The following is a 26,892-nucleotide window of genomic DNA, read 5'->3' on the forward strand; positions in this document are numbered from 1 at the left end:
GTCAGAACAGCCGGGGGGCGCCCGAGTCGATGCCCTTCATGTCGTCGTAGTCGAGCGTGAGGCAGCGGATGCCGCGGTCCTCGGCCAGCACGCGTGCCTGTGGCTTGATCTCCTGCGCCGCGAACACGCCCTGGATGCCCGACAGCAGGGGGTCGCGGCCCAGCAGCTCGAGGTAGCGGGTGAGCTGCTCGACGCCGTCGATGTCGCCCCGGCGCTTGACCTCGACCGCGATCGGCATGCCGCCCGCGTCGCGCACGAGCAGGTCGACGGGGCCGATCGCGGTCGGATACTCGCGACGCACGAGCTTCGCGCCTTCGGCGATGAGGTCGACCTGCTCGGCCAGCAGGCGCTGCAGATCGGCCTCCACGCCGTCCTTGATGAGTCCCGGATCGACACCCAGGTCGTGCTTGGAGTCGTGCAGCACCTCGTAGATGTGCACGGTGAGCGCGTCGCCCGTCTTCTGGTGCGTGACCTTCCACATCTCGGTGACCCCGGCCTCGACGAGCTCCTCGCTCGGCCGCACGACGTCGAGACGGCAGGGCGGGCTCATCCAGTTCAGCGGCTTGTACGAGCCGCCGTCCGAGTGCACGAGCAGGCTGCCGTCGCCCTTGTGCATCAGCAGTCGCGTGGCGAGCGGCAGATGCGCGTTGAGGCGGCCGGTGTAGTCGACGGAGCAGCGGGCGATGACGAGACGCACCGGTCGAGCCTAACCGTCCGCGCGGCTGCGGTCGGCCGCGTCCCGGGCGGGCGCCAGCGGACGGGCGGCGCCCGACGCGATGCCGGATGCGACCGTGAGGGCGACGATGATCCACAGCGTGTTGAGCAGGCCGATGGTGTCGCTGATCGCGCCGAGCACAGGAGGGCCTGCGAGGAAGGCGACGTAGCCGATCGTCGCGGCCGCGCTCACTCGCGCCGCCGCCTTGGCCGGATCGTCGGCCGCGGCCGACATGCCCAGCGGGAAGCCGAGCGACGCCCCGATGCCCCACAGCGCGGCACCCACCAGCACGAGCGGCAGGTTCGGCGCCAGGATGAACAGCGTCAGGCCGCCCGCCGCCGAGACCGCGAGCGCGCGCAGCATCGTGACGCGGCCGAACCTGTCGACCAGCGGACCGCCGAGCACGCGCACGGTCGTCATGGCGACGGAGAAGATCGTCAGGCCCACGGCCCCGAGCGCCTCCTCGCCGCCGTGGCCCTCGACCACACCCAGCGCGAGCCAGTCGTTGGCCGCCCCCTCGGCGAACGACATGCCGAGCATGATGACGCCGAGCAGGTACGTGCGCGGCTCGCGCCATGCCGAGAGTGCGACGTGCAGGCGCTCGCGCCATCCTGCGCCGTGCTCGGCCGGATCGGGGTCGACGGCATCGCGCCGGGGAACGTTCGCGACCGCCACGATCGCGATCACGGCGATGAGCCCGGCGACGGCGGAGGTGTGGCCCAGCACGTCGACGCCCAGGTTGACCGCCAGCACGCCGAGACCGGCGCCGATCACGGTGCCGAAGCTGAAGAAGGCGTGGAAGAGCGGCATGATCGTCTTCTTCGCGAGCTGCTCGATCGCGGTCGCCTCGACGTTCATCATCACGTCGACGCACCCGTTGCCGAAGCCGAACAGGATGAGCCCCGCCAGCACGACCGGGAACGAGCCCACGACGTCGGTGCCGACGCCGATCAGCACGATGCCCACCATGAAGGTGAGCATGCTCGCGAGCATCCCGCGCCGGGCGCCGAAGCGCGCCATCAGAGCGGCGGCCATCGACAGGCCGAGGATCGAGGCGACTCCCGCGCCCATCAGCATCCCGCCCACCTCGGTGTTGTCGATGCCGAGGGCGGTCTTGATCGCCGGCACGCGCGATGCCCACGTGGCGACGCTGAGGCCGCTGGTGAGGAAGACCGCGAAGATCGCGGCCTTCCAACGCAGCACACGCGCGGGGCTGAGGGCGACGTCGGTCGCGGCGTTCGTCACGAGGCGCCCTCGCCCGTCGACGTGCGCGGGCGGGTGCCTTCCGCGGGCTCTGCGGCGGCCCGGCCCGGCGCATCCTGCTCGTCGTCGGACGCCGGATGCAGCAGGTCGGCCACCGAGCCCAGCACCTCGTTCGGGCGGAACGGATAGCGCGCGATCTCGCGCTCGTCGCTGATCCCGGTCATCACCAGCACGGTGTGCAGCCCGGCCTCGATGCCCGCGACGATGTCGGTGTCCATCCGGTCGCCGATCATCCCCGTGTTCTCGGAGTGCGCTCCGATGCGGTTGAGCGCCGAGCGGAACATCATGGGGTTCGGCTTTCCGACGACATACGGCGTGCGGCCCGTGGCCTTGGTGATCAGGGCCGCGATCGCGCCGGTCGCGGGGAGCGGCCCCTCGGCGCTCGGCCCCGTGGCGTCGGGGTTCGTGACGATGAAGCGCGCGCCGCGCCCGATGAGCCGGATGGCCTTGGTGATCGCCTCGAACGAGTAGTTGCGGGTCTCGCCGACCACGACGTAGTCGGGGTCGGTCTCGGTCATGATGAAGCCGGCCTCGTGCATGGCCGTCAGGATGCCGGCCTCGCCGATCACGAAGGCCGATCCGCCGGGGGCCTGCGACTTCAGGAAGTCGGCGGTGGCCAGCGCACTGGTCCAGATGCGGTCCTCGGGCACCTCGATGCCCGAGGAGCGCAGCCGGGCGCTGAGGTCGCGGGGCGTGAAGATCGAGTTGTTCGTGAGGACGAGGAACGGGGTCTCGTCGTCGCGCCACTTCGCCAGCAGCTCGCGGGCGCCGGGGATGGGGACGTTCTCGTGCACGAGCACGCCGTCCATGTCGGTGAGCCAGCACTCGATCTCGTCGCGTCGCGCCATGGCACCAGAGTAGGTGCGGGAGTGGGCGGGTGGGCTGGCATGCATGCGCGGCATGGGCGGCTGCGGGGCGCCGCGGATTGTCGTGGGCGGGTGGTGTGCCACAACGCAGGAACCGCCGACGGCTTCCGGCGTGTCGAGCACACCGTGCGACCCGCCGCGGCAGCGGCACGGTGCTGCGTTGTGTCGCGACCGGGGCGTCGGTGCAGGTGCGGCACGCCCGGGGGATATCGTTCGGATGTGATCCAACACGGCGGCGACGACTGGGATCCGGCCGCGCTGCCGGACCTCTCGGGCCGCATGTACCTGGTGACCGGCGCCAACGCCGGCCTCGGGTTCTTCGCGAGCGAGCAGCTCGCCGCCGCCGGAGCGCACGTCGTGCTCAGCGGCCGCAACCCCAATCGGCTCGCCGCCGCGCACGACGCCCTCGAGGCGCGCAACCCCGGCGCGTCGGTCGAGACCCTGCTGCTCGACGTCAGCAACCCCGGCTCCATCCGCGCAGCAGCAGCCTCCGTGCGGGGCGGACTGTTCTCGCGCTCGCGGCTCGACGGCGTGCTGCTCAACGCCGGCATCGTGCACACCCCCCGCCGCCGCGAGCTCACGCGCGACGGGCGCGAGCTCGTCTTCGCCACGAACGCTCTGGGCCACTTCGTGCTCGCGGCCGAGCTGCTCACGACGCTCGCCAAGTCGGCGAGCCGGCGCCAGAACACGCGGATCGTCTGGCTCGGCAGCATGTCGACGCACCTCGGCGCTCCGGAACCCACCGACATCCAGCTCGAGAACCGCTACGACGCCTGGCAGGCCTACGTGCAGTCGAAGCTCGTGGTGCACGCGCTCGGCCTGGAGGCCGACGCGCGCCTGCGTGAGGCCGGGGTGCCGGTCGACAGCGTGGTGGCGCATCCCGGCTACTCGATCGGCGGCCGCACGCCGCGGGTGCACGGCGTCAACGAGCCGAGTCGGTGGAAGCGCGTGCGCGATGGCCTGCAGCCCTTCGCGCAGAGCAAGGAGCGCGGCGCGGAGTCGCTCGTGCGCGCGCTGGTCGACCCCGACGTGCGCGGCGGCGAGTACTGGGGCCCGCGGTTCTGGACGCTGGGCCGGCCCGTGCGCCAGCGTCCGTCGCGTCGGGCGCTGGATCAGGACGTGCGCACGCGCGTGTGGCAGGAGTGCGAGCGGCTCACGGGCATCGAGTGGCCCTTTGCCCGCGCGGCGCGCGCCGCGCGGTGATCGCTTCGTCCGGACATCCCGGTTTCGCAGGACCTGGCAGGGCATCCCGATCCTGAGTACGCGGGATCCCCGTGCGAGGCGCGCTCAGGCGGTGAGCCAGATGACCTCGGCTGCGGCCGGGGGCAGGTCGACCGTGTCGCCCGCGAGCTCGATCCCGCCGGGCCTCACGCGCACCTCCTGGCCCACGCCGATGCCGGCGCGCTCGATGAGCCGCAGCAGGCCGGGATCGCGGTCGCTGACCCGCAGGATGCGCCCCCGGTGGTCGACCGGGGCCTCGGCGAGCAGCACGAAGCCCTCGCGCTCGACCAGGCCCGCGGCATCCGGGATGGGGTCTCCGTGCGGATCGAAGCGGGGCCGGCCCAGCCGCTCGTCAATCTTCTCGAGCAGCCGATCGCTGATCGTGTGCTCGAGCACCTCGGCCTCCTCATGCACCTCGTCCCACGCGTACCCGAAGTCCTCGACGAGCCATGTCTCGATCAGCCGGTGGCGTCGCACCATCTCGAGGGCGCGCCGCTCTCCCTCGGCCGTGAGCCGCACGGCGCGGTACGGCTCGTGCGCCACCAGCCCCTGGGCGCTCAGCTTCTTGACCATCTCGGTCACGCTCGACGGTGCGATCCCGAGCTTCGCGGCGAGCACCGACGGCGTGATCGGGGCATCCTGCCACTCGGTGTGGGCGTACACCGTCTTCAGGTAGTCGTCGACGGCGGGCGAGTTGGGCACGGGTCGATCGTAAGCGGCTCGCCCGGGAAGATCCGGATGACCATCACGCGCCGGTCGCGACCAGCCACAGCAGCAGCGAGTTCAGCACGATCAGGAACGTCGCCGCGCCGGCGCCCGCGACCGTCGTCCACGGACGGTTGCGGTGCTCGCCGAGCGTGCGGCGCTGCGCCGTGAGCACCACGAGAGGCACGAGCGCGAACGGGATGCCGAACGACAGCACCACCTGGCTCAGCACCAACGCGAGCGTCGGGTCGAACCCGACCGCCAGGATGATCAGCGCCGGCGCGAGCGTCACCAGGCGCCGCACGAGCAGCGGCACCCGCACGCGCAGCAGGCCCTGCATGATCTCGGCGCCCGCGTAGGCGCCCACCGACGTCGACGCGAGGCCGCTCGCCAGCAGCCCCACCGCGAACAGCGTCGCGATCGCCGGGCCGAGGCCTTCTGCGATGGCCGCATGCGCACCCTCCAGGCTGTCGGTGCCCGCGACGCCGGGAAGATTGGCCGCCGCCAGCAGCAGGATCGCGAGGTTCACGGTGCCGGCGACGCCGAGCGCGATCGTCACGTCCCACTTCGTCGCGCGCAGGATGCGGCTGACGCTCACGCCACCCGCGCGGAGCGAGCCGCCGGACACCGGCTCGGTCGTGCCTCGCGGCGCGAACCGGTCGCGGCTCAGCGCGGAGTGGGCGTAGATCGCGTGGGGCATGACGGTCGCACCAAGGATCGACGCCGTCAGCAGCACCGATCCGGCGTCGGTGAAGCGCGGCACGAGCCCGGCGAGCACGGAGGGACCGTCGGGTGGGGCGACGAACACTCCCACCGCGAAGCCGATCGCGATGATCGCCATGAGGCCGATGATGACGAACTCGAACGGCTTCGCCCCGCGCTTCGACTGGATCACCAGCAGCGCCATGGAGACCGCGCCCGTGATGACGCCGCCCCAGAGCAGAGGCACGCCGAACAGCAGGTTGAGCGCCACCGCACCGCCGATCACCTCCGCCACGTCGGTCGCCATGGCCACGAGCTCGGCCTGCAGCCAGTACCCGCGCCGTGCCCATCGTCCCCGGATGCGCCGCCCCAGCAGCTCGGGCAGGCTCTGGCCCGTCACGACGCCCAGCTTCGCCGACAGGTACTGGATGAGCCACGCCATCACGTTGCCGATGACCACGACCCACACGAGCAGATAGCCGTAGCGCGCGCCCGCCGTCATGTTGCTGGCCACGTTGCCCGGATCGAGGTAGGCGACGCCCGCCACGAGAGCGGGGCCGAGCAGCCACGCCACCCGGGGCGGGCGGGCGGTGGGCGGCTGAGACGTCAGTGTCGTCATGCGTTCTCCCTGGTCATCCGGCGGGGGCGGTGCGGACAGTCTGCCAGAGATTTAGGTGCACCGAAAACTGTAGCGGCGACGCACCTCCGGCGTGCCGCGCGCGGATAGCCTTTCGGGGTGACGGATGCCCAGCTGCCCGAGAGCGTGGAGGCCTCGCCCGAGCGATCGACCCACGGTGTCGGTCCCTGGCCGGGGGAGTGGCCCCCGGATGCGCATGACCCCGAGTCGGTGTGGGACGTGGAGCTGCTGGCGCAGGGCGACAGCCGCAACGTCATCGACCGCTACCGGTACTGGCGCATGGAGGCGATCGTCGCCGCGCTGGATGAGCGACGCCACCCGTTCCATGTCGCGATCGAGAACTGGCAGCACGACATGAACATCGGATCGATCGTGCGCAGCGCCAACGCGTTCCTCGCCGACACCGTGCACATCATCGGACGGCGTCGTTGGAACCGCCGAGGAGCCATGGTCACCGACCGATACCAGCACGTCGTGCACCATCCCGACGTCGCGACGTTCGCTGCATGGGCGCGGGGGGAGGGCATCCCGGTCATCGCGGTGGACAACGTGGGCGACGCGGTTCCCGTCGACCGGGCGGAGCTGCCCGAGCGGTGCGTGCTGCTGTTCGGCCAGGAGGGTCCCGGGCTCTCGGACGAGGCGCTCGCCGCGGCGTCGGGGCACATCGAGATCACCCAATACGGCTCGACGCGCTCGATCAACGCCTCGGCTGCCGCCGCGGTCGTGATGTACGAGTGGTGCCGGCGATACGCGGGCTAGCCGTGCCGGCGATACGCGGGCTAGCCGCCCAGCAGGGTGTCGAGGAGCCCGCCGAGCAGGCCCCCGTCCGGCGTGGGTGACGGGCTCGGTGCCGGGGCCGGCGAGCTGGGAGCGGGGGCCGGCGCCGACGTGGAAGGCGCGGGAGCGGGGGTGCTCTGCGTCGGGGCGGGCGCCGGTGCGGGCGCCGGCGTGGTCGGTGCGGGCGCCGGCTGAGGGCTGGCCGGCGGCGGAGTCGTCTGCGACGGCGTGGGGCTCGGCGTGCCCGGGGTCGGCGTCGGCGTGCTGCCGGAAGGGGGTGTGACCGCGGGTTTGGGGGTGCGCGAAGGCACGGCCGCCGGCGCGGGCTTCGGTGGAGTCGACGGCGCCGGACGCACAGCCGCAGGCCGAGGTGCGCCCGACTCCGACTCATCCGGCACGGGAACGGACGACGGCTTCCACGACGCCAGGTTCACCGGGCCGCGCTTGTCGCGCGACAGATGCGCGAGGGGATCGACCGCGGTGCCGCGCACGCGCACCTCGAAGTGCAGATGGTTGCCGAAGCTGCGCCCCGTGTTGCCGACCAGGCCGATGGGGTCACCCGCCTCGATCCAGTCGCCCGGTTCGACGACTCGGCTGCCGTGCAGCATGTGGCCGTAGAGCGTCTGCATGCCGTCGAGGTGCTGGATGATCACGGCCACGCCGTAGCCGAAATAGCTCTCGCTCGACAGGATGACGATGCCGGGCGCCGCCGCGCCGATGGGCGTGCCGGCCGGCGCCGCGATGTCGAGGCCCATGTGGCGCCCGCCGCGCGCGCCGAATCCGTCGGTGAGGGCGCCCCCCGCAAGGGGCCATGCGAGAGAGTCGAGCGAGGCCAGCCGGGCGATGTCGGCGTCGGAGAACCGCGACAGATCGACAGGGATGCCGGCCGCGATGGCCTTGCGGATGAGCTCCATCCGCGCTTTGCGCTGGATCTCCTTCAGCTCCTCCGGGGTGGTGGCCGCGTACGACCGCGTCTCGAAGCCCGGCGGCAGCGTCTGCGCCTCCTCCGCGAACTGCGCGGCCTCGTGCGAGAGCCCCTCGCCCTCGAAGCGCGGCAGCTCGAGGTCGGGGGCGCCGAACCCCTCGTCCTCCGCGGCTGCGGGCGATCCGGCGTACGCGGCCTGCGCGACGATCGAGACGGGCTCCGGAGCGGAGGGGGCCTCGGCATCGCGCGGGACGGCGGCCGCAGTGGCCGCGATCGTCACCGCGAGCAGAGCCATGGCGGACGCCGAACGGCCTGCGCGCACCCGGAGCTCATGACCACGCCGTGTGATCACGAGGTGCTGCACGGGCTTCGAAATCGGGGTCTGCATCTGGTCTTTCCGGAGGGTCGACGGAGTCGCTCCGCACTCATGGTGCCTGCGCTGGGCGAGGGATGGAAGGCCCTGGGTTGAATTACCCATGCAGCGGTGCCTGCGATGCTCCATGTCTGGCGTCCTCACCTCGGGGTCCATCCTGGCGCCGGGCGCGTGCCCGGTGCGGGGGTCGCGCGAGGTCTCAGCGGCGCTCGCCGCCGCCGCTGGGTGGCGCTCGCGGGGGGATGAGTGGCGCAGGCCGCGATCTGAGGGTGTCGGGCGGCCGAGGCCCGGCGTAGCGTGACCCGCGACAAGGAGGTCGTCCATGATCAGCGCTCCCCTCATCCGCCCCTTTCTCTGGTTCGACGGCAATGCCCGAGAGGCGATGGAGTACTACTGCGAGGTGTTCCCCGAGAGCCGGATCGATCGCGTCGACGAATACCCCGACGAGAACATCGACCCGCACTTCGAAGGCATGGCCGGCAAGGTCATCAACGGCGAGTTCACGCTCGGCGGCGTGCCGTTCGGCTGTCTCGACGGCGGTCCGTACTTCACGTTCAACGAGTCCATCTCCTTCGTCGTCGCGTGCCGCGACCAGGCCGAGATCGACTACTACTGGGATCGCCTCTCGGCCGTGCCGGAGTCGGAGCAGTGCGGCTGGTGCAAGGACCGGTTCGGCGTCAGCTGGCAGATCGTGCCCGCCGACATGGAGGCGCTCATGCGCACGCCCGAGCAGATCCAGGCGATGATGCGGATGAAGAAGATCGAGATCGCCGAGCTCGAGGCCCTGGCGTAGCGGTCACTCCCGCCCTGAGGACACCCACGTCGGGTTGAACGAGCGGTGGCCGACGACCCGTGCGGCCAGGGCATCGAGCCGCGCGACGTGGTCGGCGGAGAGGGTGATGCCGGCGGCCGTGAGGTTCTCGTCGACCCGGTGGGGAAAGCGCGTGCCGGGAATGGGCACCACGGGCAGGTCCAGCGCCCGGCCCTTGTCGTACAGCCACGCGATGGACAACTGGGCCGCCGTCACGCCGGCCTCGTCGGCGACCGCGAGCACCTCGTCGAGCAGCGGCTGATTCGCCGCGAGGTTCTCGGGCGCGAAGCGCGGGAACTTGGGGCGGCCGTCGGCCGCCTCCATCGCCGTGGGATCGAACAGGCCGGTCAGCCACTGGCGGCCGACCGGCGAATACGGCACGAAGCCGATGCCGAGCTCACGCGCAGCCGGCACCACGTGCTGTTCGACGTCACGGCTGACGATGCTCCACTCGCTCTGCACCGCGGCGATCGGATGCACGGACGCCGCCCGGCGCAGCTCGTCGGCCGTGGCCTCGGAGATGCCGATGTGCAGGATCTTGCCCTCGGCGACGAGCTCGGCGAGGGCCCCGACGGTGTCCTCGATGGGCACGTTCGGGTCGACGCGGTGCTGGTAGTAGAGGTCGAGGTGATCCGTGCCGAGGCGCTCGAGGCTGAGCTCGAGCTGCTCGCGCACGTACGCGCGATCGCCCCGGATGCCGCGCTGTCCGACGCCGCCGCCGGCGACGATGCCGAACTTCGACGCGAGCTGCACCTCGTCGCGACGGGTGCGGAGAAGCCGCGAGATGATCCGCTCGCTGCGGCCCATCCCGTAGATGTTGGCGGTGTCGATGAACGTCGCCCCGGCGTCGACCGCGTGCGTCAGCGTGCGCAGCGCGTCGTCGTCGGTCACGGGGCCGTAGATGTCGCTCAGCGACATCGCGCCATAGCCCTGGCGGGGCACCCGCAGGCCGTCGCCCAGTTCGATGAGGTCGGTCACGGCGGTGGTCTCGGTCGTCACGCGTGCCACCTTAGGGCGCGACCTCGACCGGGCGCTCGCCGACCGTCATCCAGCGACTCCCGCGCACGCGGAAGCCGAGCGTGGCCAGCCGAGCCGCCATCAGGATCGCGAAGAACCCCACTGTCAGCCACGAGAGGCCGGCCGGCCCGGCGGGGTGGGCCCATGCGATCACCGCGAGGGCGGGCAGGAACGGCACGAGGGTGAGCACGCCCGCGAGCGCGAGGTAGCGAGCATCGCCCGCCCCCATCAGCACGCCGTCGAGCACGTACACGACGCCCGCGAGCGGCTGCAGCAGACCCATGAGCAGCAGTGCGGGCTGGATGAGCGTCGCCAGCTGCGGGTCGCTCGTGAAGGCCAGGCCCAGCACCCCTGACAGCGCCGCGATCGCGAGGCCCAGTGCGGCGCCGAACCAGGCGCCCCACGCCACGGTGCGCCGCAGCACGTGCCGCACCTCGTCGACGTCCCCCGCGCCGAGGCTCTTGCCGATCAGCGCCTGCGCGGCGATCGCCAGCGCGTCGAGTGCGAAGGCAGCGGTCGACGCGATGGTGAACACGATCTGCCATCCCGCGAGCTCGTGTGTGCCGAGCCCGGTCGCGACGGCGACGGTGAGCAGCAGCGAGAGTCGCAGGCTCACGGTGCGCAGGAACAGCCAGCCCCCGGCCCTGGCGGAGCCGCCGATCCCGGCCCGGTGCGGACGCAGCGGCGCCGCATGCCGGCGCGCGAGCCGCCCGACCACCACCACGTACGCGGCGACCATGCCCCATTGCGCGACGACCGTGCCCGCCGCCGACCCGGCGATGCCCCACCCGACCCCGTAGATGAACAGCGCGTTCAGGGCCGCGTTGGCCGTGAAGCCGAGGCCGGCGATCCACAGGGGGGTCACCGTGTTCTGCAGGCCGCGCAGCAGGCCGGTCGCGGCGAACACGATGAGCATCGCCGGCAGGCCCCACATCGAGATGCCGAGGTACGTCTGCGCCTGGGCGGCCACCGCGGTTGATGGCCCGAAAGCCGACACGAGCGCCGGCGTCGCGAGTGATCCCGCGAGCGCGAGCACGCCTCCGATGGCGAGCGCGAGCCAGAGGCCGTCGACGCCCGCAGACACGGCGCCGCGGAGATCCCCGGCCCCGAACCGCCGTGCGACCGCGGGCGTGGTCGAGTACGCGAGGAACACCATCAGCCCGACGATCGTCTGCAGGATCGACGACGCGATGCCCAGTCCGGCGAGCGGCACGACCCCCAGATGCCCGACCAGCGCGGCGTCCACGAGCAGGAACAGCGGCTCGACCACCAACGCGCCGAGCGCAGGCACGGCCAGCCGCAGGATGTCGCGGTTCAGCGTGCGCGTGCGGGTCACCGTTCGAGGGTAGTTCGGGCCCCCGACACGTGGGCCCCGTGCTGCGCCGAGAGTCCATCCTGCGCGGAGAGCGCACATCCACGGCGTGGAAGCGCATCCGGACGGGGGTGAGGTGACGGGAAGGACCCCGCAGGAGGCGTTGCTCGACGAGAAGGAGCGAGGCGACTGGATCCGCGGGCACTCCCGGGACCCGTACGTGAGGTGGATGGACACCCACATGGAGACTGCCGACGCACTGCGTCGACGACTTGCGCACTTCGGCATCCGGCCATGATCAGCGCTCAGTGCATATGGTCCCCGCCACGGCATATCCGGGTGGCTGTGGGTTGGCGGGAGGGATGTGGGTTGGCGGGAGGGATGTGCGTCGGCTGGACGGATGTGTCCCGGGCGGTGCCGATGTGCGGTGGGCGCGAATGGACTCGTGCTGGGAAGCGCGCCCGTAGGGTGGTGCCATGACCGACGCCGCCACTCTCCGATCCGGGATCGCCCTCGACGAGCTGAGCCCGCAGATCCGCCCGCAGGACGACCTCTACCGCCACGTGAACGGCGCCTGGATCGAGCGCACCGAGATCCCGGGCGACAAGGCGCGGTGGGGCTCCTTCCACCTGCTGGCCGAGCAGGCCGAGAAGGATGTGCGTGCGATCGTCGAGGAGTCGCAGCAGGCCGAGCCCGGCACCCTGGCCCGCAAGGTGGGCGACGTCTACGCGAGCTTCATGGACGAGCAGCGCATCGCCGAGCTCGGCGCCGCACCCCTGGCGGAGCCGCTGGCGCTGGCCGACGCGGTCGCCGACATCCCGTCGTTCCTCGGCACGGTGGGGGCCCTCGACCGGCAGGGCGTGGCCAACGTCATCGCCGTGTTCGTCGAGCCCGACCCGGGCGACCCGACGCGCTACGTGCCCTTCCTGGTGCAGGCCGGGCTGTCGCTGCCCGACGAGAGCTACTACCGCCTCGAGAACTTCGCCGGCACCCGCGCGAAGTTCCGCCAGCACGTCGAGCGCATGCTCGAGCTGGCCGGCATCCCGGAGGCGGCCGCGCAGGCCGAGCGCGTGGTCGCGCTCGAGACCGACATCGCCTCCCACCACTGGGACAACGTGCGCAGCCGCGATGCCGTCGCGACGTACAACCTCAAGACGTGGGACGAGATCGAGCGGCTCACCGGGCTTGATCTGACGCCGTGGCTCGACGGCGTCGCACCGGGCGACCCGCAGGCCTTCGCCGAGGTGGTGGCGTACCAGCCCTCGTTCCTCGAAGGCATCGGCACGCTGCTGACCGATGCGCGCATCGACGACTGGAAGGCCTGGCTGCGGTTCAAGATCGTGCGCGCCGCGGCGCCGTATCTGACCGAGGAGTTCGTGCAGGAGAACTTCGCGTTCAACGGCACCGAGCTCACCGGCGTGCCCGAGATCCGCGAGCGCTGGAAGCGCGGCGTCGCGCTCGCCGAAGGGGCCCTGGGCGAGGCCGTGGGCAAGGTGTACGTCGAGCGTCACTTCCCGCCGGCTGCAAAGGCGGCGATGGACGAGCTGGTCGCCAACCTGATCGAGGCGTACCGCCAGAGCATCACGAACCTGGAGTGGATGGGTGCCGAGACCCGCGAGCGGGCGCTCAAGAAGCTCGACTCGTTCGTGCCCAAGATCGGCTACCCGGCGAAGTGGAAGGACTACAGCGGCCTCGAGATCGACGCGGCCGACCTGCTGGGCAACGTGCGACGGGCCAGCGCGTTCGAGCACGACCGCCAGATCGCCAAGGTCGGCCAGCCGATCGACCGCGACGAGTGGTTCATGACGCCGCAGACCGTCAACGCGTACTACAACCCGCTGATGAACGAGATCGTGTTCCCGGCGGCCATCCTGCAGTACCCGTTCTTCGACCCGGAGCGCGACGACGCCGCGAACTACGGCGGTATCGGAGCGGTCATCGGGCACGAGATCGGCCACGGCTTCGACGACCAGGGCAGCCGGTACGACGCCGACGGCAGCCTCACCGACTGGTGGACGGACGCCGACCGCGCAGCGTTCGAGCAGCGCACCAAGGCGCTGATCGCGCAGTACGACGCGCTGACGCCGGTCGGCCTCGATGCGTCGCACAAGGTCAACGGCGCGCTCACGATCGGAGAGAACATCGGCGACCTGGGCGGCCTGGGCATCGCGCTCAAGGCCTATGAGCTGTCGCTGGGCGGCGAGGAGGCGCCGGTGATCGACGGCTACACGGGCGTGCAGCGCCTGTTCCTCTCGTGGGCGCAGGTGTGGCAGCAGAAGGGCCGTGAGGCCGAGACCATCCGCCTGCTGACGATCGACCCGCACTCGCCCAACGAGTTCCGCTGCAACCAGATCGTGCGCAACATCGACGCGTTCTACGAGGCGTTCGACGTGACCGAGCAGGATGCGCTGTGGCTTCCGGAGGAGCAGCGCGTCACGATCTGGTAGCCCGGTCAGGGGCGGGCGAGGAGGCGACGGATGCCGCGTACCGAGACCGTGCGGAAGCCCGCGGTGCGCAGGCGCGCGACGATCACGGGCTCCTGTCGCGCGAGCCGCACGCCCCGCCGGATGAGCACGCCGACCGGCTTGCGGTGCTCGCGCACGTCGCGCACGAACCGCAGCACCATGGTGATCCAGCGCGAACGACGCACGCAGAGCGCATCGGCGAGCAGTCCGCGGCGGCGGGCCTCGGCCGCCACCTCCGCCACGAACACGCCTTCGGCGACGAAGCGCGTGCATCCGTCGAGCTCGAGCAGGCGCGTGCCGACCGTGTCGTTGGCGGCGATGTCGTAGACCGGGACCTCGGCCCTGCCCGTGCGGGCCAGCTGCTCGAGCGCGGCGAGCGCCCGGTCGCCGTGCCAGGAGCCCGGATGATCCCAGTCGACCTCGCCGTTGTCGCGGCGCGGCAGGGCGGGGTCGTCGCCCGAGCGGTAGAAGTCGTCGAGCCGCAGCATGGGGAGCCCCGACTGCGCTGCGAGCCGCGACTTGCCCGATCCGCTGGCGCCCCCGATCAGCACGACCTGCGCGAGGGGAGCGTCGACGGACGGGATCGCCGGCGCGGCGGCAGACGCGGTATCGGAGGGCACGCACCGATTGTGCCGCGACCCCGCTGGGACGACCATGGAAGCGGGCGCGCCACGCCCGGGGTGGCCCGAGCGGAATATCGCCGAGATGCGCCGCTGACCGGGCGTCCTTCGGCGAACTTCATCGGATCTTCGCCTGACGGATGTCGGGGCGCCTCGGGACGGGTGCAGAATCGTGCGACGAGGAAGCAGAGATCCGGCCGCCGCGCGAGGACGGATCGACGGAGGAACCGAACGTGGGCGCAGACCCCCGCAGACACAACCGCCAGGAGCGGCTCGGTGTGACCGGCACCCAGGCGCCGGCCGGCGCCCGGCGTGGGCGCGCGCGGTCGGCTCGCGGCTCGTTCGGGGCGACGCTGGCGGCGCTCGAGTCGCTTTCGCTGCACGGTGCCCGCGTCGCGGTGCAGGTGGTCGACCTGGACGGCGGCGGCCCGGCGCTCCCCGATGGCCCGGCGCTCCCCGATGGCTCGGCGCTGCCCGACGGCACGGCACTCCCCGAGAGCACGGCGCCCCCCGGCGGCATGGCGCTCCCCGGCGGAAGCGTGCTCTCGGGAGATGGTCACGTGCCCTTGCCCGTGGGCGGTCTCGGCATGGTGCCGCTGCTGATCGAGACCGCGGCGCGCTTCGACGACGGCTCACTGGAGCCGTTCGAGCTGGTCGACCGGCCGGAGGAGAAGGGCGCCGCGCCGACCGGGCTGTGGCGCACCATGGCGGTCCCCTCGCTTCCCGTGACCGATCTGGCCGTGCTGGCGGCCGCGGGAGACGCTCTCGCGGCCAATGCTCTGCTGGATCGCGTGGGCCACGAGAACGTCACGCGGCGCATCCTGGCGCTCAGGATGCCGCGGACGGCGCTGCTCGATCGGTTCCGAGACCGCCGGGGCCCCGACGACGCGCCGCACCTCGCGCTGGGAACGGCGCGGGAGTTCGCGGCGCTGTTCGGCGCGCTGGCGGCCGGCACAGCCGTGAGCGAGTCGGTCAGCTCGCGCGTGGTCGACTGGCTCTCGCCTCCCGCCGATGCCGGGCTCGTGGGCGCGATGCTCGGGGTCGATCCGTTCTGGGGCGGGCGCGACGACCACGGCGTGACGTTCTTCGGCAAGACCGGCCGCGAGGCGGGTGCACGGGCGGAGGCCGGCGTGGTCGCGGGTCGCCGGGGAGCGTTCGCGTTCGCGCTGATCGTGGCGTTCGAGGACGAGTCGGCGCTCGACCGTCACCGCGTGCACAGCGCGTTCCACGCGCTCGGGCGCGACCTCATGGAGCGAGCCCTCTGACCATCGGGCCGACTGTCGGAGGGCGCACGTAGGCTCGACGGGTGCCGTTCGAACTCGACCTCGCCGGGCTCGAGGCCACCGTGCCCGAGTGGGTGATGCGCTCGGGGGCGCACCTCGCGGCACAGGGGACGGTGCGGATCATCGCCGATGCGGTCTCGCGCGATGTCACGTCGTACGAGGCCAAGGTGGGGCGCTTCGCGGTGTTCGTCGACGTCGACGACCGCACGGGCGGTGTGGCGTTCGAGTGCGAGTCCTGCGGCGACCGGCTGTGCGTGCACTCGGCCGGCGTTCTGTACGCCCTGGCGAGCGGGTCGCGTCCGGTGGGCGGCGGCAGCGGTCGCGTCGAGCCGTGGCGACGCGCGCTCGACCGGGCGTTCGGCGGCGAGGCCGACGAGCGTCCGGCGGAGGTCGCCCTGCTGTTCGGCGTCGACGAGGGCGGCGATCGGCCGGGCGTGCAGGTGCGCCCGGCGATCAAGGGCAGCCGGGGCACGTGGATCCGCACGGGCATCGGCTGGCGCGACCTGGCGTCACAGGGGCTGTCGGCGGCGCAGGTGCGCGCGCTGGGCGAGATCGCGGCGCTGCACGAGTCGCGCGAGCATTTCGAGTCGGCCGCGCGCGGCCAGGGCGGCCGCGCCTACGCCAGCCGCTGGGGCTCGTACGATCGCGCACCGCAGTGGATCCGGCTCGACGAGTTGCCCAGTCGCGGCCTGTGGCAGGTGCTGCAGGAGCTGCGGGACGCGGCGGTGCCGTTCGTGGGCGCGTCGAAGACGCAGGATGACGTCGGCCTGCGCGCGCAGCCGGCCCGCCACTTCCTCGACCTCGCCCGCCGCGACGGCTCGCTGGTCGTGCAGCCCGTGATCGACCTCGATGCCGATCCGGGTCTGCGGCTGATGCCGCTGGGGTCGCCCGTGGTCGGCATGGCGCTGGTCGACGACGATCGCGTGCGGGAGCTGGTGCCGCTGGCCGAGCCGCTGGACGACGCGTTCGCCCGTCTGGCGGAGGGCGAGCCGTTCACGGTGCCCGAGGAGGCCATCGCGGATTTCGAGCGCGACTACCTGCCGCGGCTGCGGCGTATCGCCCCGTTGCGCTCGCTGGGCGGAACCTACGACGTCCCCGCGCCCGCCCGGCCCATCCTGGTCCTGACGGTCGCGCACGCCGACCACCTCGCGCGGCTCGCGTGGAGCTGGGAGTACCCCGACGGCGGCGGCACGCGCATGCCTGCCCAGGAGCGGGAGGTCGGCGACGCGGTGGTGGCGGCTGCGGGGGAGCGGGCCGGGCTGCTGGGGGTGCGGCAGGGCACTGCCTTCGGCGCGGCCAGCCTGACCCGTGACGAGACGGTGGAGTTCCTGGCGGAGGTGCTGCCCGCGCTGCGCGGCGTCGAGGGCCTGCGCGTGGACGAGACCGACGCGCTGCCCGAGTACCGCTTCGCCGATGAGCTGCCCGTCGTGCACGTGTCGGCAGAGCCGTCGGGCAACGACTGGTTCGACCTCGAGGTCAGCGTCGACGTGGGCGGCGAGCCGGTCCCGTTCGGCACGCTGCTGGCCGCGCTGGTGGGCGGTCATCGCTATCTCGTGCTCCCGAGCGGCACGGTGTTCACGCTGGGGGCGGCGCAGTTCGAGCCGCTGCGGCACATGATCGAAGAGGCGCGCGGGCTGCAGGACCGCCAGGGCGGCCCGCTGCGCATCAGCGGCTGGCAGGTCGATCTCTGGCAGGAGCTCGTGGCGAGCGGGGTCGTCGAGGCGCAGACCCAGGAGTGGTTCGAGCGCCTGCGTGCGCTGAGCGACATCGACCGGCTCGAGCCGGTGCCGACACCCGAGGGCTTCCGCGCCACGCTGCGCGAGTATCAGCGCACGGGCTACGCGTGGCTCGACTTCCTGCGCGCGCACCGGCTGGGCGGCATCCTGGCCGACGACATGGGCCTCGGCAAGACCGTGCAGGTGCTGGCCGCCCTCGAGAAGGCGCGCCAGGATGAGCCCGGCTCGAGGTTCCTGGTCGTCACGCCCACCAGCGTGGTGAGCCACTGGGTGGGCGAGGCCGAGCGGTTCGCACCCGCGCTGGCACCCGTCGGCATCGAGGAGACCACGGGCAAGCGCGGCACCCGACTCGCCGAGGCGGCCGCGGGGGCGAGCCTGGTCGTGACCAGTTACGCGCTGTTCCGCCTCGACTTCGACGAGTATCAGGCCATGGGGTTCCGGGTGCTCGTGCTTGACGAGGCCCAGCAGATCAAGAACCACCGCTCGCAGGGCTACCGGTGCGCTCGGCTGCTGTCGGCGCCCACGAAGCTCGCGATCACGGGCACGCCGCTCGAGAACAACCTGCTCGAGCTGTGGGCGCTCGCCACGCTCACCGCCCCGGGCCTGCTGGGCGGCGAGAAGTCGTTCACCGATCACTACCGCAAGCCGATCGAGCGCGAGCGCAACGGGGCCCGTCTCGCCCGCCTGCGCCGACGCATCCGGCCGTTCATGCTGCGCCGCACGAAGGAGCAGGTCGCCACCGATCTGCCGGAGAAGACCGAGCAGCTGCTCGAGGTGGAGCTGCATCCCGCGCACCAGCGCGCGTACACGCTGCGACTCCAGCGCGAGCGGCAGAAGGTCATGAACCTGCTCGACGACGTGCAGGCGAACCGGATGGAGATCCTGCGCTCGCTCACGACGCTGCGGATGCTGGCGCTCGATCCCGAGCTGGTCGGAGAGGGCACGGCGCCGTCGGCCAAGCTCGACAAGCTGGGCGAGCTGCTCGACGAGATCGTGGGCGACGGGCACCGCGCGCTGGTGTTCAGCCAGTTCACCTCGTTCCTGGGGCGGGCGGCCGGCGTGGCCGACGCACGCGGCATCCCTTACGCGTACCTCGACGGGTCGGTCGGCGCGGGCAGGCGTCGGCGCATGATCGAGCGCTTCACGGCGGGCGACGTGCCGGTGTTCTTCATCTCGCTCAAGGCCGGCGGGTTCGGTCTCAACCTGACCCAGGCCGACTACTGCATCCTGCTCGATCCGTGGTGGAATCCCGCGTCCGAGGCGCAGGCCACCGACCGCGCCCACCGCATCGGCCAGACGCGGCCGGTCATGGTCTACCGCCTGATCTCGAGGGGCACGATCGAGGCCAAGGTCGTGCAGATGCAGGAGAAGAAGTCGCGACTGTTCCGCGACGTGCTGGGTGACGACGACCCCGAGGGCCTCGGGGCGCTCACGGCGGCCGACTTCCGCGGCCTGGTCGACGGTTGATCGCGCGCGGGGATGCCGGCTGCGCCGATTAGCCTGGAACGTCTATGAGCACGCGGATCGAGGGCGCCTACGAGGGGGCGCTGCGAGCCTTCCAGAGCCCGATGCTCGCGCTGCTGCACAAGAGGCACGCTCCGCTCGTCGTCACGCTGCTCGCGTCGGTGTTCACGAGCGTGCGGCCGAGCGTGCCGGTGGCCGACGCGCACACCGAGATCGGCGACGCGCTGGAGCAGCTGCGGGCCGCCGGTCGCGAGGCCCTGCCCGTCGGATCGGCGCGCGAGCTGTGCCGGCAGTGGGTCGACGCCGGATGGCTCGTGCGGCAGGCCGACGACGCCGACACCGAGGTCTACCGCCTCTCGGCCCACGCCGTCGGCGCGCTCGACATCGCCAGCCGGGCCGGGGGGCCGCGGGCGCGCGTGACCCATTCGCGCGTGCGCACGCTGCTCGACGCGGTCGAGCGGCTCGCACAGGACGCCGATCCGGACGTGCTGCGCCGCAGCGCCCGGCTGAACACCGAGATCCTGCGTCTGAAGCGCGAGCTCGACCGGCTCGACCGCACCGGCGTCGTGGAGACCGCCGACGAGGAGCGCCTGCGCGAGGATGCCGAGAACGTGCTGTCGCTGGTGCGCGAGCTGCCCGCCGACTTCACGCGCGTGGCCGAGTCGATCCGCGCCCTCCAGCGCGAGGTCGTCGCCGCGTTGCGGCAGGATGAGCGCCCCACCGGCGACGTGCTGCGCGAGTATCTCGATCGCGCCGAGCACGTGCTCGACGCCACGGCCGAGGGCAGGGCGTTCGCCGGCGCGCTGCGGCTGGTCGGCGACCCGGAGCGGCTGGAGGAGCTCTCGGCGCAGCTCGACCTCGTGCTGCGCCAGCCCTTCGCGACGAGCCTGCCGCAGCAGCAGAGGGACGAGCTGGCGAATCTGTCGCGGCAGATCGAGCAGGGCCTCGACACGGTGCTGACCGCGCAGCGCACCGCCTCGCGTGTCATCACGACGCAGGTGCGCCACCACGACCCCCTGCGTGACCGACAGGTCGACGACCTGCTGCGCGACGCGATGGTCGAGCTCGCGGGCTGGATGCCGACGACGCGCCGCAACGAGCCGGTGCGAGGCCTGCGCCGGCTGCCGCGCGCCCAGGTCGGGCCGCTGCGCACCACGCTCGACGCCCTGCGACCCCAGCGGGCCCCGGCGGAGCTGGCCGTGTGGGCGGACGACGACGATCCGGCCACCCTGGCCGAGGCGCGCAGCTGGGGCGGCCCGCGCTATGCCGAGCTGCGCGCGCACATCGAGGAGCTCACGAGGCGGGGCGGCGTGGTCGACCTCGCGGCGGCGTTCGAGGCCGCGCCGGACGAGCTGCGGCGCCCGGCCGACCTGGTCGGACTGTTCGAGATCGCCGATCGATGGGGGCTGGACGAGGGCGATGAGGTCGTCGAGGTCGTGGCCGTGCGCCCCGACGGCACGCGGCGGCGGCTGGCCTTCGCGGGCGTGACCACGCGCGTCCCGCAGCCCGGCGGCGGTGAGGACGTGGATCATCCGGATGCCGCCGATCCTGCTCAGCCGGATGCCGCCGATCCGGATCCCCGCCTTCCCGCCCGTGAGCCCGCCGACGAAGGAGCACCCGCATGAGCGACACGGCTGTGACGGACAGCGCTGTGACGGACAGTGCTGTGACGGAGAGTGCTGTGACGGAGAGCGCTGTGACGGAGAGCGCGTTCATCGAGCCGGTCGCGATGGAGGACGATCCGGCCGACCTCTTCCCGGGCGACACCGGCACGCTCGACGTCGAGGCGCGGCGCGTGCTGGTGCAGCTGCTGCGGCGCCGCTACCTGCGTGCCGACGTCAACCCCCAGCAGTGGAAGGCGCTGATCGCGCACCAGCAGGTGATCGAGTCGCGGCTGCACGACATGTTCGTGCGGCTCGTGGTCGACCACGACCGCGGTCTGGCCTACAAGCAGCAGGTGCGCTCGCGCGAGATCGAAGTGCCGGTGCTGCTGCGCGACGAGCCCTACACCCGCATCGAGACCGTGCTGCTCGTGCACCTGCGCAGCCTCTTCCACCGCGAGAGCGGAGCGGGCGAGGTCTCGGCGCGCGTGGACGCCGAGGATCTCGAGCAGACCGCGCTCAGCTTCCTCGATCCCGACGAGACCAATGTCGCCGCGCGGCAGCGCGAGATCCGCAAGGCCGTAGCGCGGCTTGCGACCGAGGGCTTCCTCGAGGAGGAGTCCGAGGGCCGTTACCGCGTCGCGCCGCTGGTCGAGGTCGTGCTGTCGGTCGAGCGCCTCACCGAGCTGCTCGCCTGGCTCCGCTCGGGAGCGCACCGTGAGGGCGGCGCGGAACACGCCGGGACGACGGAGGCCGGGCCGGACGGCTCGGATGCGGATGACCGCGCGGACGACGAGGACGACGCATGACGATGATCGACACGCTGTTCGGGCTGATCCCGGCGGCGTCCACCGGGCGCCAGTGGATCGCGCGCGACCTGCAGCTGGTCAACTGGGGCGGCTACGACGGTCACCACCGAGTGCGGTTCGCGCCCGGGGCGACCCTGCTGTCGGGCGCATCCGGATCGGGCAAGTCCACGCTCATGGACGCCTACATCGCGCTGCTCATGCCGCACACCGTGCCCTTCAACGGCGCGTCGAACGGCGGAGTCATCGGCCGCCCGCGCGGCAAGGACCAGCGCAACGTGCTCTCGTACGCGCGCGGCAAGATCGACGAGTCGCGCACCGACGAGGGCACCCAGCAGCGGGTGCTGCGCGGCGACGGCGAGGACATCTGGTCGGCGATCGCCATGACCTGGTCGGATCAGGCCGGATCGATGTTCACGGCCATCCGAGCCTGGTACGTGCCCGCAGGGGCGCGGGCGCTCGAGGAGCTGACCCCGGTGCGCATGACGCTCGGCGGCGAGCTCGACCTGACGGAGCTCGGCGCCGCGGCCGCGCAGCGCTTCCCCCGCCCGGCGCTCACGCGGATGGGGCTGGCCTGCTTCGACACCGACAAGGAGTTCACGGCCCGCCTGCACTCCACCCTCGGCATCGGCGCGGCGGGCGGCGGAGCCAAGGCGGTCTCGCTGCTCGCCCGCATCCAGGCCGGGCAGCAGATCACCACGGTCGACGCGCTGTACAAGGCGATGGTGCTGGAGGAGCCCGAGACCCTCGCCAAGGCCGACGAGGTCGTGCAGCACTTCGACGAGCTCGCCGACACGCGTGCGCGCATGGTCACCGCGCGACAGCAGGTGCGCGCCCTGTCGGGCATTCGGCAGCATCGCGCGGCGATGGACCAGGCGCGCGCCCGGCTCGACCTGATCGAGGCGGTCGGGCGCCCCGAGGACGACGCCTCTCCGGTCGCGGTCTGGCGCCACGGCAGGCGGCGCGACCTGCTGCGCGCCGTCGAGGACGACGTGCGGGCGCGCTCACGCGCCGCGGAGGATCGCGTCGTCGACCTGGAGGTCGCGGTGCGGGCTCGCAAGGCCGAGCTGGGCGGCGTGAGGGAGATGCTGTGGGCATCGGGCGGACAGCAGCTGCAGACCGCGGAGCGTGAGCTCGCGGCGGCGGAGAGCCGCCTCGAGACCGTGCAGGCCGCCCGTCGGCGGCTGGACCGCGCGCTCGAGACGCTCGGCGCGACGGTGGCGTCGGCGGACGACTTCGACCGTCTCGCCGCCGCGGCGCGCACCCGACTGGCCAGCAAGGACGCGCGTCACGCGGTATTCGAGGAGCGGGACCGGGTGCGCGATCGCGCCCGCGAAGCCAACGCGGAGCTCTCGGCGCTGCGTGCCGAGAGGGCGGCGCTGGCGGGCCGGCGCGGCAACATCGACGAGCGGCTGCACCAGGCCCGCGTCGCGCTGGCCCACGCAGCGGGGCTCAGCATCGAGGAGCTGCCGTTCGTCGGCGAGCTGATCGAGGTGCAGACGCCGCACGAGGTCTGGCGCGAGGCGTTCAACCTCGCTCTCGGCGGCTTCAAGAACACCATGCTGGTCGATGCCGCACACCTCGCGCGCTTCCGGACGGCGATCGACGGCGTGCCGTCGGCGCAGCGCATCAGCTTCCAGGGGGCGCCGACGGGCCTGCGATCCGACGTGGGGCTCGACCACCGCACCCTGCCGGGCCGGCTCGACTACGCGCCGGGACCGTTCAGCGGCTGGCTGCGGTCGCGCCTCGCCGAGCGCTTCGCGTACGTGTGCGTGGACAGCCCGGCCGAGTTCGCGCACCACGACAAGGCGCTCACGCGGGCAGGCCAGACCAGCGACGGGGCGCGCGGTGCGCACGGCGGCCACGGCGCCCGCAACGCGCTGGGCTTCACGAACCACCGCCGCCTCGCCGAGCTGGATCGTCAGATCGCCGACGCCGAGCGCGCGCTGCAGGAGATCGGCACCGGGCTGCGCGAGGCCGACAGCCGGATCGACGCGTTCGACGACGAGCGCGACGCGTACCGCGCGGTCGCCGAGCTGGCATGGGAGCAGGTGGACGTCGGCGCGGCGGAGGCCCAGCGCGCCCGCTGGGCGACCGCGATCGAGCGGGTATCGACCGAGAACGCCGACCTGGCCGAGCTGAAGCGCCGGGCTGCGGAGCTGGACGTCGCAGTGGACACGTTCGCCCAGGAGCTCGGCGCCGCCAAGACGACCGCCGCGAGCCTGCGCGCGGAGTGGGAACGGATCACCGACGAGGTCGACGCATCGGCTCGCGTGATCGACGCCGCCGAGACGGACGCGGGCGACGAGCGGGTCACGGCCGCGCACGACGCGTACCTCGCGGAGCTGCTCGCCGATGACACGGGCGTGTCTCCGGACGCCACGCCCGCCGCGGCGCTGGCGGCGTTCGACGCGATCGCGGCCCGCGCATCCGAGCGCCTGCGCCGCGATCGCGAGGCCGCCGAGACGGCCGTCCGCACGGCGCTCGACGCGCTCGGCACGATCTTCGAGGCGTTCCTGCGGCAGTGGCCCGATCCGAACCTCGGCACGGACCCGGTCGACGCGTACGACGACTTCGATCGGGTGCTGACGGCGCTTGAGGCCGACAAGCTGCACGAGCTCGAGGAGGAATGGCGCCGCAGCCTCATGCGCCTGTCGGGCGCCGACCTGCTCGACCTGGAGAACGCGCTGCGCCGGGCCCGCGACGAGATCACGCAGCGCATCGCGCCCGTGAACGAGATCCTCTCCGACCTGCCGTTCGCGGACGACGCCCACCGTCTGAGGATCGACGCGCGCCAGGTGCACTCGACCGTGCTGCAGGGGTTCCGCCGCGACCTGCGCGAGCTGCGCACCGTGCTGTCGGGCGAGGCGACCGACGCCGAGCGGGAGGCGCGGTACGTCCGGATGGCGCGCCTCATCGACCGGATCCGACGGGATTCGCCCGACTTCGCCGACCTCATCGACGTGCGCCGGCACGTGCGGCTGTCGGCCGAGAAGGTCGACCTGGAGGGGCGGCACGTGGCGCTCTACGACCACATCGGCGAGAAGTCGGGCGGCGAGTCGCAGGAGCTCGTCGCGTTCATCGTCGGCGCGGCGCTGCGCTACCAGCTCGGCGACGCGCGCGCCGAGCGGCCGCGCTACGCGCCCGTGCTGCTCGACGAGGCCCTGATCAAGGCCGATGCCCAGTTCTCGGGCCGCGCGGTCGGCGCCTGGCGCGGCCTCGGCTTCCAGCTCGTGATCGGCGCGCCGAACGACAAGGTGAGCGCGCTCGAGCCCCACGTCGACGCGTCGTACGTCGTGCTCAAGAGCGCCAGCGGCCGCTCCCGCGCGAAGGCCGTCGTCGGGGTCGGCGACGGAGTCGGGTGATGCCGGGGCGGCGCACGTCCAGCCGCTGAGTTCACATCCGATTGCCGAGACCACACCAATGTGCGTGTGGTCTCGCGCGGTGGATGTGCGCTCGCAGGTCAGGCGCCGTAGAGGCGGTCGAGCAGCGTGAGGCCGCGCTCGGCCCACGCGATCTCGGCCCGGGCGCGGTCGACGAGACCCTCGTAGCCGAAGCGCTTGAAGGCGACGACGCGATCGTGGTCGGCGGCGGCGCTCGCCTCGAGGCGCCGCATGAGCATGGGGTTGACGCGTGCATCGATGCGCTCGAGCTCGGCCTCCCACTGCTCGAGCTCCCCGCTCCAGTGCCGGATGTGCTCGTCGAGGAAGGCGCGCGCCGCCACAGGCGACGCCGCCTCGAGGTAGGCGGCCTTCAGGCTCGCAGGCTCGCGGACGCGCTGGTAGGCGAGCGGCTCCTCCATCCAGCGGACGTAGTCGCGCTCGCCCTCCTCGGTGAGGTGATACACGCGGCGCGTGCCGCGCTCGCCGCGGGGCTGGTCCTCGCCGACCACCAGGCCGTCCGACTCCATCTTGCGCAGTTCGGGATAGATCTGGCTGTCCGGGGCGTGCCAGAGGTGGCCCACCGACACCTGGAACTGCTTCTGCAGGTCGTAGCCCGACATCGGGCCGACGCGCAGCAGCGCCAGCAGTGCATAGCGAAGGCTCATCCTGCCCCTCCTCTCGGCACGATCGCCGTGGGATCGTCATCCACTTGTATAGGACGAGGGGCCCGGGCGCCGAATCGTGCGGCCCGGGCCCCTCGTTCGCGCCGGTCAGGCGTTGTAGCCCGTGCGCCAGCCGCCCTGGTACTCCTGGCGGGCGACCGTCGAGTACGGCACGGGGCTGACGACCACGCGCACCTCGAACTGCTCGTGCGGCTCGACCGAGGCCTTGCTCGATCCGCCGTCGGGCTCGCCCCACACGACCTTGAGCTCGGTGCCCTCGGGCACATCGGCGTCGACCGTGGCGAGCGAGAGGCCGCGCTTCTCGTTGGCGCTGTAGCCCGTGAACATCGAGAAGCCCACGACCGTGCCGTCGGCGTCCACGACCTTGTCGTAGTTGGCTGAGCCGTAGTTGGCCAGCGGCAGGTCGAAGAACTTGTACTGCGGGCCCTCCACGTCGAGCAGCGACGTCCACACCTTGCCCAGGTCCTCGGGGTTCCAGGCCAGCGTGACCTTCTTGCGCTGCGACGCCGGGTCGACCTTCTCGAGCGCGTCACGGCCGATGAAGTCGTGGTCGAACTTCACGAACGAGCCGTAGCCGAGCTCCCACGGGGTCAGCTCGTAGTCGGCGATGTTCTCCGACACGAACGATCCGGCCAGCGTTCCGGTGGCCTCGTAGCTGTCGGCGGGCAGCCACTCGCGGTAGGCGCGCTCGGCCTCGCCCGAGTAGATGGCGGGCAGCGGCGAGGGGATCCAGCCCGACTCGAGCGTGTTCGACGGGTAGGCGCGCGAACCCACGGGCACGAGCCCGAACTCGGCGCCGGCCTCGACGATCGCGTCGCGGATCTCGTGGTGGTCGGCGTAGGGACCCCAGATCTCGAGGCCCGGGGCGCCGGCCATGCCGTGGCGCAGGGTGCGCACGGTCTTGCCCTTGATCGTCATGGTCGACATGTTGAAGAACTTCAGCTGCTCGAGCGGGCCGCCGTTGAGCTTCTCGATGACCTCCCAGGCCCGGGGGCCCTGGATCTGGAAGCGGTAGTACTTGCGCGTCACGGCGTCGCCGTAGGGGCGCGACGGCGAGCGGCGGTCGACCTCGATGTCGAGGTTCTGATAGCCGCCGGTCTCACCGTGGTACAGCAGCCAGTTGGCCGCCGGCGCGCGGCCGACGTACACGTACTCGTCCTCGGCCTCGCGGAACAGGATGCCGTCGCCGATGACCCCGCCGGTCGAGCTGGTCGGCACGTACTGCTTGGCCTTGTCGACCGGGAAGTTCGCGACCGAGTTGATCGCGGTGTCGCTGATCAGCTTGATCGCGTCGGATCCCTTGAGGAACAGGTTGTCCATGTGGTGCGACTGGTCGTACAGGACCGCGGTCTCGCGCCAGGCGCGCTGCTCCTTGATCCAGTTCTGGAAGTCGGCCGGCACGACCGGGTAGATGTACGAGCCGATCTGGGAGTTGCGCAGCAGCTCGACGGCCGATCCCTTGGCGTCGAGCACCTCCTGCAGGTTCTTGTGTCCCACGGTGAAACCTCTCTGTCTGGGGTGGGTGGT

General features: G+C 72.2%; 20 protein-coding genes. 9 read left to right on the forward strand and 11 right to left on the reverse strand.

Going from position 1 to position 26,892, the window contains the following annotated elements; genetic code table 11:
* Position 1: 1 nt before the first annotated feature.
* The 3 genes from nucS to ABTW64_RS07455 are packed head-to-tail and all read right to left on the reverse strand — an operon-like array spanning position 2 to position 2,826.
* On the reverse strand, positions 2-697 hold the full coding sequence (nucS, locus tag ABTW64_RS07445; protein WP_350620864.1) for an endonuclease NucS: 696 nt from the start codon (positions 695-697) through the stop codon (positions 2-4).
* 9 nt (positions 698-706) lie between these two features.
* Complete coding sequence (locus tag ABTW64_RS07450) at positions 707-1,960, reverse strand: MFS transporter (RefSeq protein ID WP_350620866.1); 1,254 nt, start codon at positions 1,958-1,960, stop codon at positions 707-709.
* Complete coding sequence (locus tag ABTW64_RS07455; RefSeq protein ID WP_350620868.1) at positions 1,957-2,826, reverse strand: HAD-IIA family hydrolase; 870 nt, start codon at positions 2,824-2,826, stop codon at positions 1,957-1,959. Before ABTW64_RS07455 ends, ABTW64_RS07450 begins: the two co-directional genes overlap by 4 nt.
* 237 nt (positions 2,827-3,063) lie before the next feature.
* Between ABTW64_RS07455 and ABTW64_RS07460 the strand changes: the two genes are divergently transcribed.
* Positions 3,064-4,047, forward strand: a complete 984-nt coding sequence (locus ABTW64_RS07460) for an SDR family NAD(P)-dependent oxidoreductase (RefSeq protein WP_350620870.1) — start codon at positions 3,064-3,066, stop codon at positions 4,045-4,047.
* An 84-nt stretch (positions 4,048-4,131) separates the two neighbouring features.
* Here ABTW64_RS07460 and ABTW64_RS07465 read toward each other — a convergent pair whose 3' ends face one another.
* Together ABTW64_RS07465 and ABTW64_RS07470 are read right to left on the reverse strand one after the other, a co-directional pair.
* On the reverse strand, positions 4,132-4,767 hold the full coding sequence (locus ABTW64_RS07465) for a metal-dependent transcriptional regulator (RefSeq protein WP_350620872.1): 636 nt from the start codon (positions 4,765-4,767) through the stop codon (positions 4,132-4,134).
* A 43-nt stretch (positions 4,768-4,810) separates the two neighbouring features.
* On the reverse strand, positions 4,811-6,091 hold the full coding sequence (locus ABTW64_RS07470; RefSeq protein WP_350620874.1) for an Nramp family divalent metal transporter: 1,281 nt from the start codon (positions 6,089-6,091) through the stop codon (positions 4,811-4,813).
* A gap of 117 nt (positions 6,092-6,208) precedes the next feature.
* Here ABTW64_RS07470 and ABTW64_RS07475 point away from each other — a divergent pair, with 117 nt between their 5' ends.
* Positions 6,209-6,868, forward strand: a complete 660-nt coding sequence (locus tag ABTW64_RS07475) for a TrmH family RNA methyltransferase (RefSeq protein ID WP_350620876.1) — start codon at positions 6,209-6,211, stop codon at positions 6,866-6,868.
* Between the two features lie 20 nt (positions 6,869-6,888).
* Here ABTW64_RS07475 and ABTW64_RS07480 read toward each other — a convergent pair whose 3' ends face one another.
* Positions 6,889-8,199: a M23 family metallopeptidase gene (locus tag ABTW64_RS07480; protein WP_350620878.1), complete on the reverse strand. Its 1,311-nt coding sequence runs from the start codon at positions 8,197-8,199 to the stop codon at positions 6,889-6,891.
* Between the two features lie 307 nt (positions 8,200-8,506).
* On the opposite strand from ABTW64_RS07480, the gene ABTW64_RS07485 reads away from it, so the two are divergent.
* Entirely contained in the window at positions 8,507-8,977 is a 471-nt protein-coding gene (locus ABTW64_RS07485) for a VOC family protein (protein ID WP_350620880.1), read from the forward strand.
* A gap of 3 nt (positions 8,978-8,980) precedes the next feature.
* Here ABTW64_RS07485 and ABTW64_RS07490 read toward each other — a convergent pair whose 3' ends face one another.
* Positions 8,981-9,994 carry an aldo/keto reductase gene (locus ABTW64_RS07490; protein ID WP_350620883.1) on the reverse strand — a complete coding sequence of 338 codons (1,014 nt, stop codon included), beginning with the start codon at positions 9,992-9,994 and terminating at the stop codon, positions 8,981-8,983.
* A gap of 10 nt (positions 9,995-10,004) precedes the next feature.
* A complete protein-coding gene (locus ABTW64_RS07495; protein ID WP_350620885.1) occupies positions 10,005-11,348 on the reverse strand; it encodes an MATE family efflux transporter in 1,344 nt (447 codons plus the stop codon).
* A 452-nt stretch (positions 11,349-11,800) separates the two neighbouring features.
* Here ABTW64_RS07495 and ABTW64_RS07500 point away from each other — a divergent pair, with 452 nt between their 5' ends.
* Complete coding sequence (locus tag ABTW64_RS07500; RefSeq protein ID WP_350620887.1) at positions 11,801-13,771, forward strand: M13 family metallopeptidase; 1,971 nt, start codon at positions 11,801-11,803, stop codon at positions 13,769-13,771.
* 5 nt (positions 13,772-13,776) lie between these two features.
* On the opposite strand, the gene ABTW64_RS07505 is transcribed toward ABTW64_RS07500, so the two are convergent.
* Positions 13,777-14,409: an ATP-binding protein gene (locus ABTW64_RS07505; RefSeq protein ID WP_350620889.1), complete on the reverse strand. Its 633-nt coding sequence runs from the start codon at positions 14,407-14,409 to the stop codon at positions 13,777-13,779.
* Between the two features lie 233 nt (positions 14,410-14,642).
* On the opposite strand from ABTW64_RS07505, the gene ABTW64_RS07510 reads away from it, so the two are divergent.
* From ABTW64_RS07510 to ABTW64_RS07530, 5 genes are read left to right on the forward strand one after another with little or no spacing between them, the layout of a single operon-like run.
* Positions 14,643-15,674 (forward strand): serine hydrolase, encoded by a 1,032-nt coding sequence (locus tag ABTW64_RS07510; protein ID WP_350620891.1) that lies wholly within the window; start codon positions 14,643-14,645, stop codon positions 15,672-15,674.
* 41 nt (positions 15,675-15,715) lie between these two features.
* Positions 15,716-18,895, forward strand: coding sequence for a DEAD/DEAH box helicase (locus tag ABTW64_RS07515; RefSeq protein WP_350620893.1), 3,180 nt, complete (start codon positions 15,716-15,718; stop codon positions 18,893-18,895).
* 44 nt (positions 18,896-18,939) lie between these two features.
* A complete protein-coding gene (locus ABTW64_RS07520) occupies positions 18,940-20,517 on the forward strand; it encodes a DUF3375 domain-containing protein (protein ID WP_350620895.1) in 1,578 nt (525 codons plus the stop codon).
* Positions 20,514-21,302 carry a DUF4194 domain-containing protein gene (locus ABTW64_RS07525; protein WP_350620897.1) on the forward strand — a complete coding sequence of 263 codons (789 nt, stop codon included), beginning with the start codon at positions 20,514-20,516 and terminating at the stop codon, positions 21,300-21,302. The genes ABTW64_RS07520 and ABTW64_RS07525 overlap by 4 nt, the downstream gene beginning before the upstream one ends.
* Positions 21,299-24,664: an ATP-binding protein gene (locus ABTW64_RS07530; RefSeq protein WP_350620899.1), complete on the forward strand. Its 3,366-nt coding sequence runs from the start codon at positions 21,299-21,301 to the stop codon at positions 24,662-24,664. Before ABTW64_RS07525 ends, ABTW64_RS07530 begins: the two co-directional genes overlap by 4 nt.
* 98 nt (positions 24,665-24,762) lie before the next feature.
* On the opposite strand, the gene ABTW64_RS07535 is transcribed toward ABTW64_RS07530, so the two are convergent.
* Together ABTW64_RS07535 and ligM are read right to left on the reverse strand one after the other, a co-directional pair.
* Complete coding sequence (locus tag ABTW64_RS07535) at positions 24,763-25,347, reverse strand: PadR family transcriptional regulator (RefSeq protein ID WP_350620901.1); 585 nt, start codon at positions 25,345-25,347, stop codon at positions 24,763-24,765.
* Positions 25,348-25,452: 105 nt separating this feature from the next.
* Positions 25,453-26,862, reverse strand: coding sequence for a vanillate/3-O-methylgallate O-demethylase (gene ligM, locus ABTW64_RS07540; RefSeq protein ID WP_350620903.1), 1,410 nt, complete (start codon positions 26,860-26,862; stop codon positions 25,453-25,455).
* Positions 26,863-26,892 lie beyond the last annotated feature (30 nt).

The sequence above is a fragment of the Microbacterium sp. NPDC096154 genome (assembly GCF_040302945.1).
Taxonomy (GTDB): Bacteria; Actinomycetota; Actinomycetes; order Actinomycetales; family Microbacteriaceae; genus Microbacterium.